This window comes from Mycobacterium sp. 852002-40037_SCH5390672, from assembly GCF_001665875.1.
Classification (GTDB): Bacteria; Actinomycetota; Actinomycetes; order Mycobacteriales; family Mycobacteriaceae; genus Mycobacterium.
The window spans coordinates 1-13,922 of the sequence record NZ_LZTA01000040.1; the positions used below are offsets into that span (position 1 = coordinate 1).

The 13,922-nt window shown below is 65.7% G+C and carries 14 protein-coding genes and 1 pseudogene; 7 read left to right on the forward strand and 8 right to left on the reverse strand.

All coding sequences use genetic code 11. The features are described from left to right. Both A5782_RS07030 and A5782_RS07035 read right to left on the reverse strand, forming a co-directional pair. Positions 1 to 234, reverse strand: a pseudogene (locus A5782_RS07030) (hypothetical protein); the annotation flags it as partial. Between the two features lie 53 nt (positions 235 to 287). Further along, entirely contained in the window at positions 288 to 1,316 is a 1,029-nt protein-coding gene (locus A5782_RS07035) for a cupin (protein WP_067097092.1), read from the reverse strand. Between the two features lie 144 nt (positions 1,317 to 1,460). Between A5782_RS07035 and A5782_RS07040 the strand changes: the two genes are divergently transcribed. After that, a complete protein-coding gene (locus A5782_RS07040) occupies positions 1,461 to 2,132 on the forward strand; it encodes a GntR family transcriptional regulator (protein ID WP_067097095.1) in 672 nt (223 codons plus the stop codon). Positions 2,133 to 2,243: 111 nt separating this feature from the next. Here A5782_RS07040 and A5782_RS07045 read toward each other — a convergent pair whose 3' ends face one another. After that, on the reverse strand, positions 2,244 to 2,936 hold the full coding sequence (locus A5782_RS07045; RefSeq protein ID WP_082942817.1) for a polysaccharide deacetylase family protein: 693 nt from the start codon (positions 2,934 to 2,936) through the stop codon (positions 2,244 to 2,246). A 202-nt stretch (positions 2,937 to 3,138) separates the two neighbouring features. Between A5782_RS07045 and A5782_RS07050 the strand changes: the two genes are divergently transcribed. Continuing rightward, complete coding sequence (locus A5782_RS07050) at positions 3,139 to 3,783, forward strand: TetR/AcrR family transcriptional regulator (protein WP_067097097.1); 645 nt, start codon at positions 3,139 to 3,141, stop codon at positions 3,781 to 3,783. Further along, positions 3,783 to 5,606 (forward strand): alpha/beta fold hydrolase, encoded by a 1,824-nt coding sequence (locus A5782_RS07055; RefSeq protein ID WP_067097100.1) that lies wholly within the window; start codon positions 3,783 to 3,785, stop codon positions 5,604 to 5,606. Before A5782_RS07050 ends, A5782_RS07055 begins: the two co-directional genes overlap by 1 nt. Positions 5,607 to 5,743: 137 nt before the next feature. Here the strand turns inward: A5782_RS07055 and A5782_RS07060 are convergent, their stop codons facing one another. The 4 genes from A5782_RS07060 to A5782_RS07075 all read right to left on the reverse strand — a co-directional run bounded on the left by A5782_RS07060 (position 5,744) and on the right by A5782_RS07075 (position 9,763). After that, positions 5,744 to 6,832 (reverse strand): adenosine deaminase, encoded by a 1,089-nt coding sequence (locus A5782_RS07060; protein ID WP_067097102.1) that lies wholly within the window; start codon positions 6,830 to 6,832, stop codon positions 5,744 to 5,746. Beyond that, positions 6,829 to 8,121, reverse strand: coding sequence for a thymidine phosphorylase (locus A5782_RS07065; RefSeq protein WP_067097105.1), 1,293 nt, complete (start codon positions 8,119 to 8,121; stop codon positions 6,829 to 6,831). Before A5782_RS07065 ends, A5782_RS07060 begins: the two co-directional genes overlap by 4 nt. Positions 8,122 to 8,157: 36 nt before the next feature. Then, the gene (locus A5782_RS07070) at positions 8,158 to 9,297 is read right to left on the reverse strand and encodes an alpha/beta fold hydrolase (protein WP_156623834.1); all 1,140 of its coding nucleotides are present in this window, start codon (positions 9,295 to 9,297) and stop codon (positions 8,158 to 8,160) included. 64 nt (positions 9,298 to 9,361) lie between these two features. After that, the gene (locus A5782_RS07075) at positions 9,362 to 9,763 is read right to left on the reverse strand and encodes a cytidine deaminase (RefSeq protein WP_067097108.1); all 402 of its coding nucleotides are present in this window, start codon (positions 9,761 to 9,763) and stop codon (positions 9,362 to 9,364) included. Positions 9,764 to 10,022: 259 nt separating this feature from the next. Between A5782_RS07075 and sdhC the strand changes: the two genes are divergently transcribed. Genes sdhC through A5782_RS07095 form a run of 4 tightly spaced genes read left to right on the forward strand, consistent with a single transcriptional unit; the run spans position 10,023 to position 13,398 of the window. After that, positions 10,023 to 10,361 (forward strand): succinate dehydrogenase, cytochrome b556 subunit, encoded by a 339-nt coding sequence (gene sdhC, locus A5782_RS07080; RefSeq protein ID WP_067097110.1) that lies wholly within the window; start codon positions 10,023 to 10,025, stop codon positions 10,359 to 10,361. Further along, positions 10,358 to 10,828 (forward strand): succinate dehydrogenase hydrophobic membrane anchor subunit, encoded by a 471-nt coding sequence (locus A5782_RS07085; RefSeq protein WP_067097113.1) that lies wholly within the window; start codon positions 10,358 to 10,360, stop codon positions 10,826 to 10,828. Before sdhC ends, A5782_RS07085 begins: the two co-directional genes overlap by 4 nt. A gap of 3 nt (positions 10,829 to 10,831) precedes the next feature. Then, on the forward strand, positions 10,832 to 12,586 hold the full coding sequence (gene sdhA / locus A5782_RS07090) for a succinate dehydrogenase flavoprotein subunit (RefSeq protein WP_067097117.1): 1,755 nt from the start codon (positions 10,832 to 10,834) through the stop codon (positions 12,584 to 12,586). Beyond that, positions 12,586 to 13,398 carry a succinate dehydrogenase iron-sulfur subunit gene (locus A5782_RS07095; protein ID WP_067097121.1) on the forward strand — a complete coding sequence of 271 codons (813 nt, stop codon included), beginning with the start codon at positions 12,586 to 12,588 and terminating at the stop codon, positions 13,396 to 13,398. The genes sdhA and A5782_RS07095 overlap by 1 nt, the downstream gene beginning before the upstream one ends. A 24-nt stretch (positions 13,399 to 13,422) precedes the next feature. On the opposite strand, the gene A5782_RS07100 is transcribed toward A5782_RS07095, so the two are convergent. Next, entirely contained in the window at positions 13,423 to 13,896 is a 474-nt protein-coding gene (locus tag A5782_RS07100) for a hypothetical protein (RefSeq protein WP_231986613.1), read from the reverse strand. Positions 13,897 to 13,922 lie beyond the last annotated feature (26 nt).

The following is a 13,922-nucleotide window of genomic DNA, read 5'->3' on the forward strand; positions in this document are numbered from 1 at the left end:
CAGCACCAGCGAGGCGGCGAGCAGGATGGTCGGCACATGCCGCCACCGGCTGGGTCCCGGCGGGGCCACCCGCTCCAAAACCTCCATGTTGGCGAAGCGCAGCACCCGGCGGCGACGGGCGAATTGCTGCACGACGTAGAGGCCGATCACCAACAGCACGATGAGCAGGACCAGGAAGAACCAGGCGTTCTGGAAGCCCGTGAGCGACACCGGTCCCAGCAGGGGCACCTTCATGTCCAGCCACACTATTCGCCGAACTCCGGCGGTGCATGGGCCGCCGCCGGGGACTACCCGGCGACGAGATCGCGGCGCTGGGTGAACTTGATGTCGAGGCTGCGCAGGTGCGTCTGCAGCCCGGCGTCCTGAATGGGGATCAGGTGGGCGGGCTGATCGGTCTCGTTGTAGTGGGCATGCCACATGCCCGGCGGGGTGGTGAAGGCGCAACCGGCCCGCCAGTCCACCCGGGTGGGATCCAGGATGTCGCCATGCTCGTCGAGGCGGGTGCCCAGCAGCGTGTAGCAGCCGGACGCCGGCGCGTCCAGGATGAGGTCCAGCGCGACCGACTGGTGCCGGTGCGGGCGCTGGACCTGGTTGGGCGGAAGCACCCCGAACATGGCCCACAACACGTGCGTGATGGTCAGCGTCTGCTCCTGATCGGCGTTGGCCAGCAGCACGCTCACCCGGCTCTTCTCGTTGGCGCCGGGACGCGAGGCGATCTCCTGCAGTTTGGCCACCGCGTCGGCGCGGCGGAACTTGGTGGCCCGGAAACGCGGCTGGGTGGCTTCGGCGCCCAGGTACCGCATCAACGGTTCGTCGTGCACCCAGTACATGGCCGTGTCGGTGGCGGCGTAGAACACCGAATGGCTGCCGGCGGGCAGCGTGACGAAGTCGCCTTTCTCCCACTCGATCAGGCGGCCGTTGACCGCCGCGAAACCCCGCCCGTACAGCACGTAGTACAGCTGCGAGGTGGCGTTGGGACTGGTGTCGACCTGCTCCTTGGCGCGGATGCTCACGAAGTTGGCCAACAACGCCGGGCTGGTCGCGGCGCCGGTGTCGATGCCGAGCTCCTCGGACAGATCCAGCGGGATCACGCCGGTCGGGGCATCGACGTAGAGCTCGGGGTCGAATCGTTGCAACGGCACCGGCGGGACATGCCCGGACCCGATCGGGTTGGCCGCCTTGGAGTACTCGAAGTACTCGGCCTGCTGCGCCCATTCCTCGAAACGGCCCTCGAACCCGTACTCGGCCACGTTGATCATCGGTGCCGGAATCGTCGGATCCAGGTTCGGGGTCATTAGCTGCTGCGTGGTGAGCATCTCCGGCCTCCCTTTGTGAGTAGGTGTTCTCGTATCTGAATAGTATTTATCTTGTATCTCAGTGTCAATCCTCGCAGGTAGGCTGCGCGGTGTACGGTCATCACCACCACTTGAGATACGACTTAGCTACAAGAGCGGGGTGCGATGGCAGCGAAGGACGCCCGGCCGGGCACGGCCAAGGACCGCGCGCTGGACTACGTCAAGGCGCAGGTGCTCACCGGCGAATTCCCCGGCGGCGAGCTGATCAGCGAAGGTGACGTCGCCTCCGCGCTGGGGATGTCGCGCACCCCGGTGCGCGAAGCGTTCCTGCGGCTGGAGGCCGAGGGGTTGTTGCGGTTGTATCCGCAGCGCGGCGCCCTGGTGGTCCCGGTCTCGCCCGCCGAGGTGCGGGCGGTCATGGAGGCCCGGCTGGTGCTGGAGCAGTTCGCGGCCGCCAAGGTGGTCGGGCGCGGCCCGGCCGCCTGGGCCGTGGTCTTCGGGCGGCAGTCGGGCGAACTGCGGCGGCAGCGTGACGCCGCGGCGGCGGCGCACTGGCCGGAATTCCTGGAATCCGATCGCGCCTTCCACGCCATCACCCTGGAAGAGTCGGGCAACGCCATCCTGTCGAATTTCTACTCGACGCTGCGCGACCGTCAGATGCGCATGATCGGGGAATCGGCGCTGCGCGAGCCTGATCGGGTGGCGACGATCATGACCGAGCATCGGGGTATCGCGGAAGCCTTGCGCGACGGCGACTTACCGCGAGTGCGCCATGCCGTGCAGACGCACTTGGCCAGCACGGTGCGGGCAATGGGGCTGTCCGTCGACGTGCTGTGAAGCGTTGGCCGCGCCGCAACCGCACACGACCAAGCCGGCATACGAGTCCCGTATGCAGCACGAGTCATGTTATACTACAACGCATTTCGCGGATTCTTCCGCATGAGGACGCTAGGACTCGGGTCGCGGATCCGCGGCGATCGTTGCCTGCGCCGTGAGGTGATCGATGGGTGTTCGCATCCGGCCGCGGACGATCGGCACGCAATCGTCGGGGAGTTGTGTGGTGACCTCTAGACCGGAGTGTGTGAGTTCATCGAGAAATCTTGGTAGACGCTCCATCGCGCCGGTTGGCAGGTCGTGCAGTACGACCACAGTGTGCTGATGGTTACGGATATCGGCGAACGCTCGGCTAACCCATCCGCTGGGATCGGCCCAGTCGCGCGGGACGCTGTTCCACAGGACGCAGGTGTACTTTTCCGCGATAAGGTAGTCGACCGCCGTCTGATTCAGACAGCGCCGTTCGAGTGCGCCCTCCGTTCCCCACGGTCTAAAGTAGAGATCGACGTCGGTGAAATCGTCCAAAACCTTTTGTGCGCCCCTGATTTCGTGAATGGTTTCCTCAGGAGCGAGCTCGCCCAGAGGTAGGCCGTGGGTGAAGGAGTGATTGCCTATCCGATGCCCCTCACGCGCAGCACGCGCTATCAGCCGGCGTCCGGCGGGCGAGCAGATTTTCTCCCCGACGACGAAGAATATGGCGGACATCTGACGCTGGGAGAGCACGTCGAGAACCTGATCCGTCACACCAGGCGTCGGGCCGTTGTCGAAGGTCAAAGTGATCTTCTTGGGCAACCGAGTCTTATGCACAGCAGGTCCTTGTTTCGGGCGCTATCGGTTCAAAAGGGTATCGCCGTTGAGGTCCTCGATCCGGGCGGCCCCTTGATTGCCAGTGTTGCTCGCTGTGTACCCGTAACTGGCGTCCGGGCGACTCAGCCGTCACATCACGGTTGCCTGACTGATCGATCAGACAGTATATTATCCGGGTAGCCGGCGGTGAAGAGAAGAGTCGATGTTGACCGCACCAATTTCGAACGCTGAGCACGTTGCCGATCCGGCGGCCACCGCTGGCGACGCCCGACACCGAATCCTGCAGACAACGATGCGGTGCTTCTGCACGTACGGCTATGAAAAGTCTTCGATGAAGCTGATCTCGGCACAGGCCGGGGTTTCCCAGACGCTGCTGCACTATCACTTCGAGACGAAGGAAAAGCTCTTTCAGGCGGCCATCGATGACATGGCCAACACAATGTTCGCCGCGGCGTCGGCCCAACTGTCGCACGGCGGATCCCTGCGCGACGGCCTAACCGAGGCGGCCGATCTGCTGTACACGCTGTTCATCAATAACCTCGACGCGGTCACGTTCATGGTCGAGTTCGCCGCGGCGGCTAACCACAACGAGTTCTTGCGGGCCGCGTATGTCGACTATCGCGATACTCAGCGACGGCAGATCGCTGAGACGCTGCGCACCATCGCCGGTGATGAGCCGCCACTGGGCGTGATCGACGACACGGTGCAGCTCTGCGAAATCGTGCTGTTGGGCATGTCGATGCAGCGCCCGTTCGTTTCCGACACTTCAGGCTTCCGCCGCCATTTCGACACCTTCACCCACATGATCGCCGCACGCCTCACCGAAGGATTGGATTCAAGGCGCTGATGACACCGGACGCCACCACCCATGCAGTGCCGCCGATGGTCGAAGACGCGGTGACCGGATCCGGCGCCAGGCGAATTTTCGTACGCCGCTACGACAACGGCCAAGCCGACTATGTCTTGGTGCTGGTGCATGGCACTGCCGGGAACAGCGAGAGTTACGACACTTTCGCCGAGCACATGCGCCGCCACTATAGGGCGGCGGTCTATTCGTTCGACCTGACCGGGCACGGCCGCACGGAAGGCAAAGCGGGTGTGTTCAGCTTCGAAGACTTTCTGGAAGACACCAAGGCAGTCACCGATTACGCCGCCCGATGCACATCCCTACCCGTCGTAGTGCACGGGGCGAGCCAGGGCGGCGAAGTCGCGTTCCACGCGCTCGACGCGTGTCCGGCCGTGGTCGCCGGTGTGTGCATGAACATTTTGTTGAATCACGAGGCGCCAATGAGCCTGCCGATCCGGTTGTTCCAGTCTCGGCCAGCGAAGTACGCGGCCGAGAAAATAGGCGATCGGCTGCCGATCCCGCTGCGGCGGTTCATTGACTTCAAGGCGGCCTACCAAGAAGACCCAGGGCTGCTGGACACCAAGAAGAAGGATCCGCTGTACGTCTGGTCGTATGGGTTCAAGAGCTATCACTCCGTGTTCAACTATGTGCCGCCAAAGCCCGCCGCAGCCAACATGAAACCCGTGCTGATCACCTGCGGCGAGCACGATGAAATTGTTGGCGTCGACCACTGCCGGGCATGCTTTGAGCGGATCGGCGGCCCCAAAGACTTTTTCATGATGCCCGGCGGTGGCCATCAGCTCATGCTGTTCGACCAAACCGTCTACAGCCGCGTTATCGACTCATGGATTCGGGAGCGGGTGCTCGGCCAGGCACAGTCGTGGGACGCACCGATCGAACCCGAAGAGCGCAGCTACTTCGAGTTCCTCGATCGTGAACGGACCAACGACGCAACCGGCGAGCCCGAATACCGCTATTCGATGATTGATCGCATCCTGATGCGGATCAGCAACGGCACGATCGAGCGCGGGGTGCGTTACTTCTCCAACGCGGACGTCAGCGATCAGTGGCGCTTCACCGCACAGCTTGTTGGCGAAATCGACTACGCAGCATGGGATTTCCTGCGTGACTACCTTCCGCCCATAAATGGTCAACGCCCGAAGATGGCAGTGGTCGGTTGCGGCAGCGGCGGGGCGATCACAGGATTGCTGGAACGATATCCGGAGTTGGGTGAATGGGAGATCGTCGGCGTCGACGTCGACTATAAGTCGATCGACGCAGCCCGCAAGCGCTTTGCCGACACAACCGGTGTGAACTTCATCGTCGGCGACGTACGAGACACGGATGTATTGGCGGCCAGTGGATTCGACCTTATTTACCTGCACGGAGTGCTTGACCACTGCACCGAGCACCGCCATCTGATGGACAGCGTATTTCGTGCGCTGAAGCCGGGGGGCCGCATGTTCTATGTCGCACCAGATCGCAACGTGTGCACATGGCTTTGCTTCGTCACGGTTGGGCCGCTGTTCGTGTTCGGTCTGGACAAGCCAAACCACGACTTTCGGCGATTCCCTCGCCCAGCCGAGTTGAATACCATGCTCCGGGACGCCGGTTTCGAGCTGCTGCCCATGCGAGGCCGGCCGACCGTCCCCGCCATGGTCGGCGTCGAATACAAGACAGGGATGAATCCGTTCCCGGTGAGAAGATCGCTGCGCAATCGCGTCCTCGGCGAGGAAATCTTCGAGCACACTGAACCCAGGTGGTGGTTGCGAAACGGCTTCGTCGGCGAGTATGCGGGAGCGGCTCAAAAACCGAGGGGATGATATTTAGGAGTCGGTGTTCGAATGTACGTGTACGGATCCTGACGGTCGAAGAGGCGCCTTGGTGCGCCGCCTCCAGCGGGTGCTGCGAACCTGGTCCAGGCCGGCTGCACAGCAGCTTTTAGAACATTGATGCCGCTCTAACCGATCAGCACGGCATAGCGCGGCTTGATCACCTCGTCGATGATCGCCAGCCGCTCGTCGAACGGGATGAACGCCGACTTCATCGCGTTGATGGTGAAGCGCTCGAGGTCACTCCATCCGTAGCCGAAAGCCTCGACCAATCGGTGCATTTCGCGACTCATGAAGGTGTCGCTCATCAGCCGGTTGTCGGTGTTGACGGTCACCCGGAAGCGGGCGCGGGCCAGCAGGTCGAACGGATGCTCGGCGATGCTGTTGACCGCACCGGTCTGCACGTTGGAGCTGGGACACAGTTCCAGCGGAATTCGCTTGTCCCGCAAGATCGATGCCTGTTGACCCAACCGGACTTTTCCGTCGGCCAGCACTTCGATGTCGTCGACGATACGCACCCCATGGCCCAGCCGGTCCGCGCCGCAGAAGGCGATCGCCTCATGGATGGACGGCAGCCCGAACGCCTCACCGGCATGAATGGTGAAGCGGGCGTTGTGGTCTCGCATGTACTCGAAGGCATCCAGGTGCCGGGTCGGCGGGTTGCCGGCCTCGGCGCCGGCGATGTCGAATCCGACAACTCCCTTGTCCCGGAATCGGATTGCCAGCTCGGCGATCTCCCGCGACACCGCCGCGTGCCGCATCGCGGTGACCAAGAGGCGCACCACAATCGGGCGCCCCGCTGCCGCACTTGCCTTCTCGCCGTCGGCGAAGCCGGCCAGCACGGCGTCGACGATCGCATCGAAGGAGAGCCCACGGTCGATGTGCAGCTCGGGGGCAAACCGGACCTCGGCGTAGACCACCGAGTCCTCGGCCAGGTCCTGCACGCACTCATAGGCGACCCGATGCAGCGCCTCGGGTGTCTGCATCACCGCCACGGTGTGCGAGAACGGCTCCAGGTAGCGCTCGAGCGACCCGCTGTGCGAACGGGTGCGAAACCATGTCGCCAGCTCGGCGACGTCGGTGGCGGGCAGCCCGTCGTAGCCGATCTGTCCGGCGATCTCGAGCACCGTCGACGGGCGCAGCCCGCCGTCGAGGTGATCGTGCAGCAAGGCCTTGGGGGCTTTTCTGATCTGCTCCAGCCCCAGCGGTGCGGTCATGTGGCGATCCGATCGATGATCAGCGGTCGCGACTGCATCGCCGCCGCATCGCCCACGACGCGCCACCCGCGGTCCAGCTCGGCGAGCGCGGTACCGAAGCGCTCCGGGGTTTCGGTGTAGAGGGTGAACAACGGCTCACCGGCCGTGACCGGCTCGCCGGGGCGGCGGTGGATCCGGATACCCGCGCCCCACTGCACCCGTTCGCCCGGACGGGACCTGCCCGCACCGAGCCGCCATGCCGCCAGCCCCACTGCCATCGCGTCGATATCGCCCATTGTGCCGTCCCGGGGGGCGGTCACGGTCTCGGCATGCCGACCCAGCGGCAACGGCACCGACAAATCGCCGCCCTGGGCCGCGATGAGGCGGCGAAACCGATCCATCGCGGTGCCATCGCGCAGGGTGTCGGCGGGATCGTGGTCGTCGATTCCGGCCAGCTCCAGCATTTCCCGGGCGAGCCGCAGCGTCAGCTCCACGACGTCGGGTGGCCCGCCGCCCGCCAGGACCTCGAGGGACTCGGCGACCTCGAGGGCATTGCCGACGGTCGCGCCCAGCGGGCGGTTCATGTCCGTCAACAGCGCGCGGGTGGGCACCCCGTGCGCCGCGCCCAGCTCGACCATGGCGTGCGCCAGTTCGCGGCACTGCCGCTCCGAGTCCAGCAGCGCCCCGGAACCGACTTTCACGTCGAGCACCAACGCGCCGGCCCCTTCGGCCAGCTTCTTGCTCATCACCGAGCTGGCGATCAGTGGCAGCGACTCGACGGTGGCGGTGATGTCGCGCAGCGCGTACAGCTTGGCGTCGGCCGGAGCCAGGTCACCGGCGGCGAAGATGGCGCCGCCGACCTCGCGCAGCTGGTCGCGCACGCGCCGATTGGACAGCTCGGCGGTGAACCCGGCGATGGATTCCAGCTTGTCCAGGGTGCCGCCGGTATGACCGAGCCCGCGGCCCGACGCCTGCGGCACCATCGCGCCGCAGGCCATGACGACGGGCACCAGCGGCAGCGTGATCTTGTCCCCCACCCCGCCGGTGGAGTGCTTGTCCACCGTCGTCCCGCCCAGGTCACCGAAGTCGAGAGTTTCGCCCGAGGCCAGCATCGCCGCGGTCCACCGGGCGGTCTCGCCGCGGTCCATGCCGCGCAACAGGATCGCCATCAGCAGCGCCGCCATCTGTTCTTCGGCCACCCGGCCGTCGGTGTAGGCGCCGATGACCCAGTCGATGGCGGCGTCGGACAACCGGCCGCCGTCGCGCTTGGTCCTGATCACTGTGGGGGCGTCGAACGCGAAGTCAGCCAAGTGGGTCCCGGGGGTCAGGGTGTCGTCACTTTCTCTTTAATGAACGACCTCTTCGATGAACGACGCCAGTGCGCCGGTGAGCTGGGTGGAGAACGGTAGGGCCTTGGTGTAATTGGCCGGCGTTGAGCTCGGGTCCTCCTTCAGGACATGGTCCACGCCGGTCAGGTGGACATAGTCGGTCTTGGTGCCCGCGGCGGTCAGGCCGGACATCAGGTAATCGACGTCCTGGCAGGTGATCTGAAGGTCGGCGTCGCTGCAGGTGACCAAGACCGGCATGGCGCGGGGTAGCTTGGCGGCCAACGCCGCCGGATCGATTGCGTCTTCCTGCAGAAGAGCGCGCGCATTGGCGGCGTTGATCACGGGCTTGAGCGCCGGCGGTTCGTCGGGCGGGACCTTTCCGGTCGCGCGGAACTGCTGTATGGCGCTATCGATCGCCGCCGTGCTTTCGGCGGCCCGCGCGGTGGTGAGGCGCCCGGCCCTGACAGCCGCATCGGCCTGGGCGTGGACCTGCTCGGACAGCTGGTCGAGGATGCGGCGGCTCGCCGGTTCCACCAGCCCCAGGGCCTGCACCGCGGGAGCGGTTCCGGGTGCGGCGGTGGCCAACATCATCGCGTACAGGGCGCCCTCGCTGTGGCCGACCACTATGAGGTGAGTCCGGTCGATGCCGGATTGGCCGGCCAGGAAGTTCAACGCGGCCGTCGCCTCGTTGTGGAAGGCGTCGACATCGACCTGTGTCGGGTCCGTCGCGTAGTGGCCGAGGCCGGTCTGGCCGGTGCCGAGCTTGTCGTAGCGCAAGCTGGCGACGCCGTCGTTGGACAGGCCCTGCGCCAGGTTCCGCAGCGTGTCGACGTGACCCGGCATGACGGCGGAGTCACCGTTGCGGTCCGTCGGCCCGCTGCCGGCGATCAACAGTGCCCCCGGCACGGGACGGCCCTGCCCCGCCGGATGCCGGAACGTGCCGTACACCGTCATATCCGGCACCGAGAATGAGACGGCGTCCTCCACCCAGGACCCCGCCGCCGACGACGCGGTCGGCGATGGCGACTTTGCGGCGGGCGACCGCGAGGCGCATCCCGGCGCCCCCATTCCCGCCACGATCAGCACCGCACCCAGCAGTCTGGACAGCAACCTGGGCAGCGATGCCGCCGGCATCATCGGCGCGCTCCCCCGTTGCACACCGATGACCGTAAGCCGACCCACCAGGCCCGGCAAGCCACGGCCCGCGGATGTGGCGGAGCGTTCAGCGACGTCCCCGCTCCAGATCTTCGGGGCCGAAGGCGTCCGGCAGCAGGTCGGCAAGCCGGCGCGGGCCGCGCGGATGGTCGATCAGCAGCTCGGGGCCGCCGTGTTCGGCCAGCACCTGACGGCAACGCCCGCACGGCATCAGCACCGACCCCCGCCCGTCCACGCACGCCAGCGCCACCAGGCGGCCGCCGCCACCGGAATGCAGGGCGCACACCACGGCGCATTCGGCACAGAGACCAAGGCCATATGAGACGTTCTCCACATTGCACCCGGTGACCACCCGGCCGTCGTCGACCAGCGCGGCCGCCCCGACCCGGAATCGCGAGTACGGTGCGTAGGCGCCCGCGGCAACATCGATCGCCTTGTCCCGCAACATATTCCAGTCGATCTCAGGCATGACGAACCCCGCTCACCCATGGCCGATTCCGAGAGTCACCCTAGTCGCAAAACGGCATTTTCCCGTGACGGACATTGGCGCAAGTCACACCGTGTCCGAGCTAAGCTCAAGTGCCCGGCGTGACTGACGTTGAAGTCGGAAGAAGGCGGTGAGGACTGGGGTGACTACGCAACCGACAACCGCGGATCCGGCGGCACCGGTATCTGCACCATCGCGCAAACGCAGGCCACCGCGGACGCTGTACCGGGGAGACCCCGGCATGTGGTCGTGGGTGCTGCATCGGATCAGCGGCGCGACGATCTTCTTTTTCCTGTTCGTCCACGTCCTGGATGCCGCGATGCTGCGGGTGAGCCCGCAGACCTACAACTCGGTGATCCACGACTATCAGATGCCCATCGTCGGGCTGATGGAATACGGCCTGGTCGCCGCGGTGGGATTCCACGGCCTGAACGGGATCCGGGTGATCCTGATCGACTTTTGGTCCGAAGGCCCGCGCTACCAGCGGCTGATGTTCTGGATCGTCGGCGCGGTGTTCCTGCTGCTGATGGTTCCGGCCGGCGTGGTGACGGTCATCCACATGATGGAGCACTTCCGATGAGCGGTCCCGACCTGCAGCTGGGTCGCGGCGAGGTCGCCCCGGTCAAACAGCGCTTGTACGACCGCCCCGCCAGCCTGGACAACCCCCGTTCCCCGCGGCGGCGGGCCGGCATCCCCAACTTCGAGAAGTTCGCCTGGCTGTTCATGCGGTTCTCCGGGATCGCGCTGTTCGCGCTGGTGATCGGCCACCTGTTCATCATGCTGATGTGGGATGACGGCGTGTACCGCATCGACTTCAACTACGTGGCGCAGCGCTGGGCGTCGCCGTTCTGGCAGTTCTGGGACCTGGCGCTGTTGTGGCTGGCGCAACTGCACGGCGGCAACGGCCTGCGCACCATCATCGACGACTACAGCCGCAAGGACAGCACCCGGTTCTGGCTCAACAGCCTGCTGCTGTTGTCGATGGGGTTCACGTTGGTGCTGGGCACCTACGTGCTGCTGACATTCGACCCCAATATCGGAGGCTAAGCAGTGATCTCCCAACACCGGTATGACGTGGTGATCGTCGGCGCGGGCGGCGCCGGCATGCGGGCCGCGGTGGAGGCGGGTCCGCGGGTGCGGACCGCGGTGCTGACCAAGCTCTACCCCACCCGCAGCCACACCGGCGCGGCCCAGGGCGGCATGTGCGCGGCGCTGGCCAACGTCGAAGAGGACAACTGGGAATGGCACACCTTCGACACGGTCAAGGGCGGTGACTACCTCGCCGACCAGGACGCGGTGGAGATCATGTGCAAGGAAGCCATCGACGCGGTGCTCGATCTGGAAAAGATGGGGATGCCGTTCAACCGCACCCCCGAGGGCCGCATCGACCAGCGCCGCTTTGGCGGGCACACGCGCGACCACGGCAAGGCCCCGGTGCGCCGGGCCTGTTACGCCGCCGACCGCACCGGTCACATGATCCTGCAGACGCTCTACCAGAACTGTGTGCGGCACGACGTGCAGTTCTTCAACGAGTTCTATGCGCTGGACCTGGTGCTGACCCAGACCCCGAGCGGGCCGGTGGCCACCGGCGTGGTCGCCTACGAGCTGGCCACCGGCGACATCCACGTCTTCCACGCCAAGGCGGTCGTGCTCGCCACCGGCGGCTCGGGCCGGATGTACAAGACCACCTCCAACGCGCACACGCTGACCGGCGACGGCATCGGCATCGTCTTCCGCAAGGGACTTCCGTTGGAGGACATGGAGTTTCACCAGTTCCATCCGACCGGCCTGGCGGGCCTGGGCATCTTGATCTCCGAGGCGGTGCGTGGTGAGGGCGGGCGGCTGCTCAACGGCGAGGGCGAGCGCTTCATGGAACGCTACGCCCCGACGATCGTCGACCTGGCACCGCGTGACATCGTGGCCCGCTCCATGGTTTTGGAGGTTCTGGAGGGTCGCGGCGCGGGCCCGCACAAGGATTACGTCTATATCGACGTCCGCCACCTCGGCGAGGACGTGCTGGAGGCCAAGCTGCCCGACATCACCGAGTTCGCCCGCACCTACCTGGGTGTGGACCCGGTGCACGAGCTGGTCCCGGTCTACCCGACGTGCCACTACGTGATGGGCGGCATCCCCACCACCGTCACCGGACAGGTGTTGGCCGACAACACTTCTACCGTGCCGGGGCTGTACGCGGCCGGCGAGTGTGCCTGCGTGTCGGTGCACGGAGCCAACCGGCTGGGCACCAATTCACTGCTGGACATCAACGTGTTCGGCCGCCGGGCGGGCATCGCGGCGGCGGGCTACGCGCGGGGGCACGATTTCGTGGACATGCCGCCGGAGCCCGCGGCGATGGTGGTCGGCTGGGTCGGCGACATCTTGAGCGAGCACGGCAACGAGCGCGTCGCCGACATCCGCAACGCATTGCAGCAGTCCATGGACAATAACGCCGCGGTGTTCCGCACCGAGGAGACGCTCAAGCAGGCGCTCACCGACATCCACGCGCTCAAGGAGCGGTACGCCCGAATCAGCGTGCACGACAAGGGGAAACGATTCAACAGCGACCTGCTGGAAGCCATCGAGCTGGGCTTCCTGCTGGAGCTCGCCGAGGTCACCGTCGTGGGCGCGCTGAATCGCAAGGAGTCGCGCGGCGGCCACGCCCGCGAGGACTACCCCAACCGCGACGACGTCAACTTCATGCGCCACACCATGGCCTACAAGCAGGGCAGCGATCTGCTGAGCGACATCGCCCTGGATTTCAAGCCCGTGGTGCAGACGCGCTACGAGCCAAAAGAACGGAAGTACTGATGGCCGACGCTTTGGAGCCGGAAGTCGCACCGCAGGTGCAGTCGACGCTGGAACCGCCCTTGCCGGCGATTCCCGACGGGGCGGTGATGGTGACCGTCAAGATCGCCCGGTTCAACCCCGACCAGCCCGATGCCTTCGCGGAAACCGGTGGCTGGCAAAGCTTTCGGGTGCCGTGCCTGCCCAGCGACCGGATGCTCAACCTGCTGATCTACATCAAGAGCTACCTGGACGGGACGCTGACCTTCCGGCGCTCGTGCGCGCACGGAGTGTGCGGCTCGGACGCCATGCGCATCAACGGTGTCAACCGGCTGGCGTGCAAGGTGTTGATGCGCGATCTGTTGCCGAAAAAGCCGGGTAAGCCGTTGACCATCACGGTCGAGCCGATCCGTGGACTGCCGGTGGAGAAGGACCTGGTGGTCGATATGGAACCGTTCTTCGACGCCTACCGCGCGGTGAAGCCGTACTTGATCACGACCGGCAATCCGCCCACCCGCGAACGCATTCAGAGCCCGACCGACCGCGCCCGCTATGACGACACCACCAAGTGCATCCTGTGCGCGGCGTGCACCACCAGCTGCCCGATCTTCTGGCACGAGGGCAGTTACTACGGCCCGGCCGCGATCGTCAACGCGCACCGGTTCATCTTCGACAGCCGCGACGAGGCCGCCGCCGAGCGCCTGGACATCCTCAACGAGGTCGACGGCGTGTGGCGGTGCCGCACCACGTTCAACTGCACCGAGGCCTGTCCGCGCGGCATCCAGATCACCAAGGCGATCCAAGAGGTCAAGCGCGCGATCATGTTCTCGCGCTAGGCGCCTCGGCCGCGGCGTGTCGGGTCAGGGCTTTGACTCGCCCCGGCGAGTACCCGCCACGTGTGCGGGCCCGACGCGGTCATCGTCGCGGTCGGATTCCGGCATTTCCGCAGCGGGTTGTTCGTCTGCTGGAGACTGACTCGCACCACCAGGCGTACTCGACGGGCTTTCTGACTTGTAATCGGGGTTCGTCACCGGGCCCGTGGCACCGCCTGTGCCTTCGGCGTCAGCCGCGGCGGTTCGTTGGCGTCCCTCGTACGGCGGGATCGCACTCCCGGTGTCCTGCGGAGGCGATTCGCCGGTGCCGCCGAAGGTGTCCGACGCCGTCGGATCGCTCATCGGCGGATTCGCGTCTTCGTCTACGGTTCCGACCGGACGGTCCGCCCGGCCATGCTCGGGGGTATCGGTGCCGGTGTCGCGCGCACCGCTACCCAACTCAGGATCGTCGAAGTGTTCCAGTCTCGAATCGTCCGGCTGTTGATCATTGTGAGAGGTCATAATCTGTCTCCTCACCCTCTCGTCAC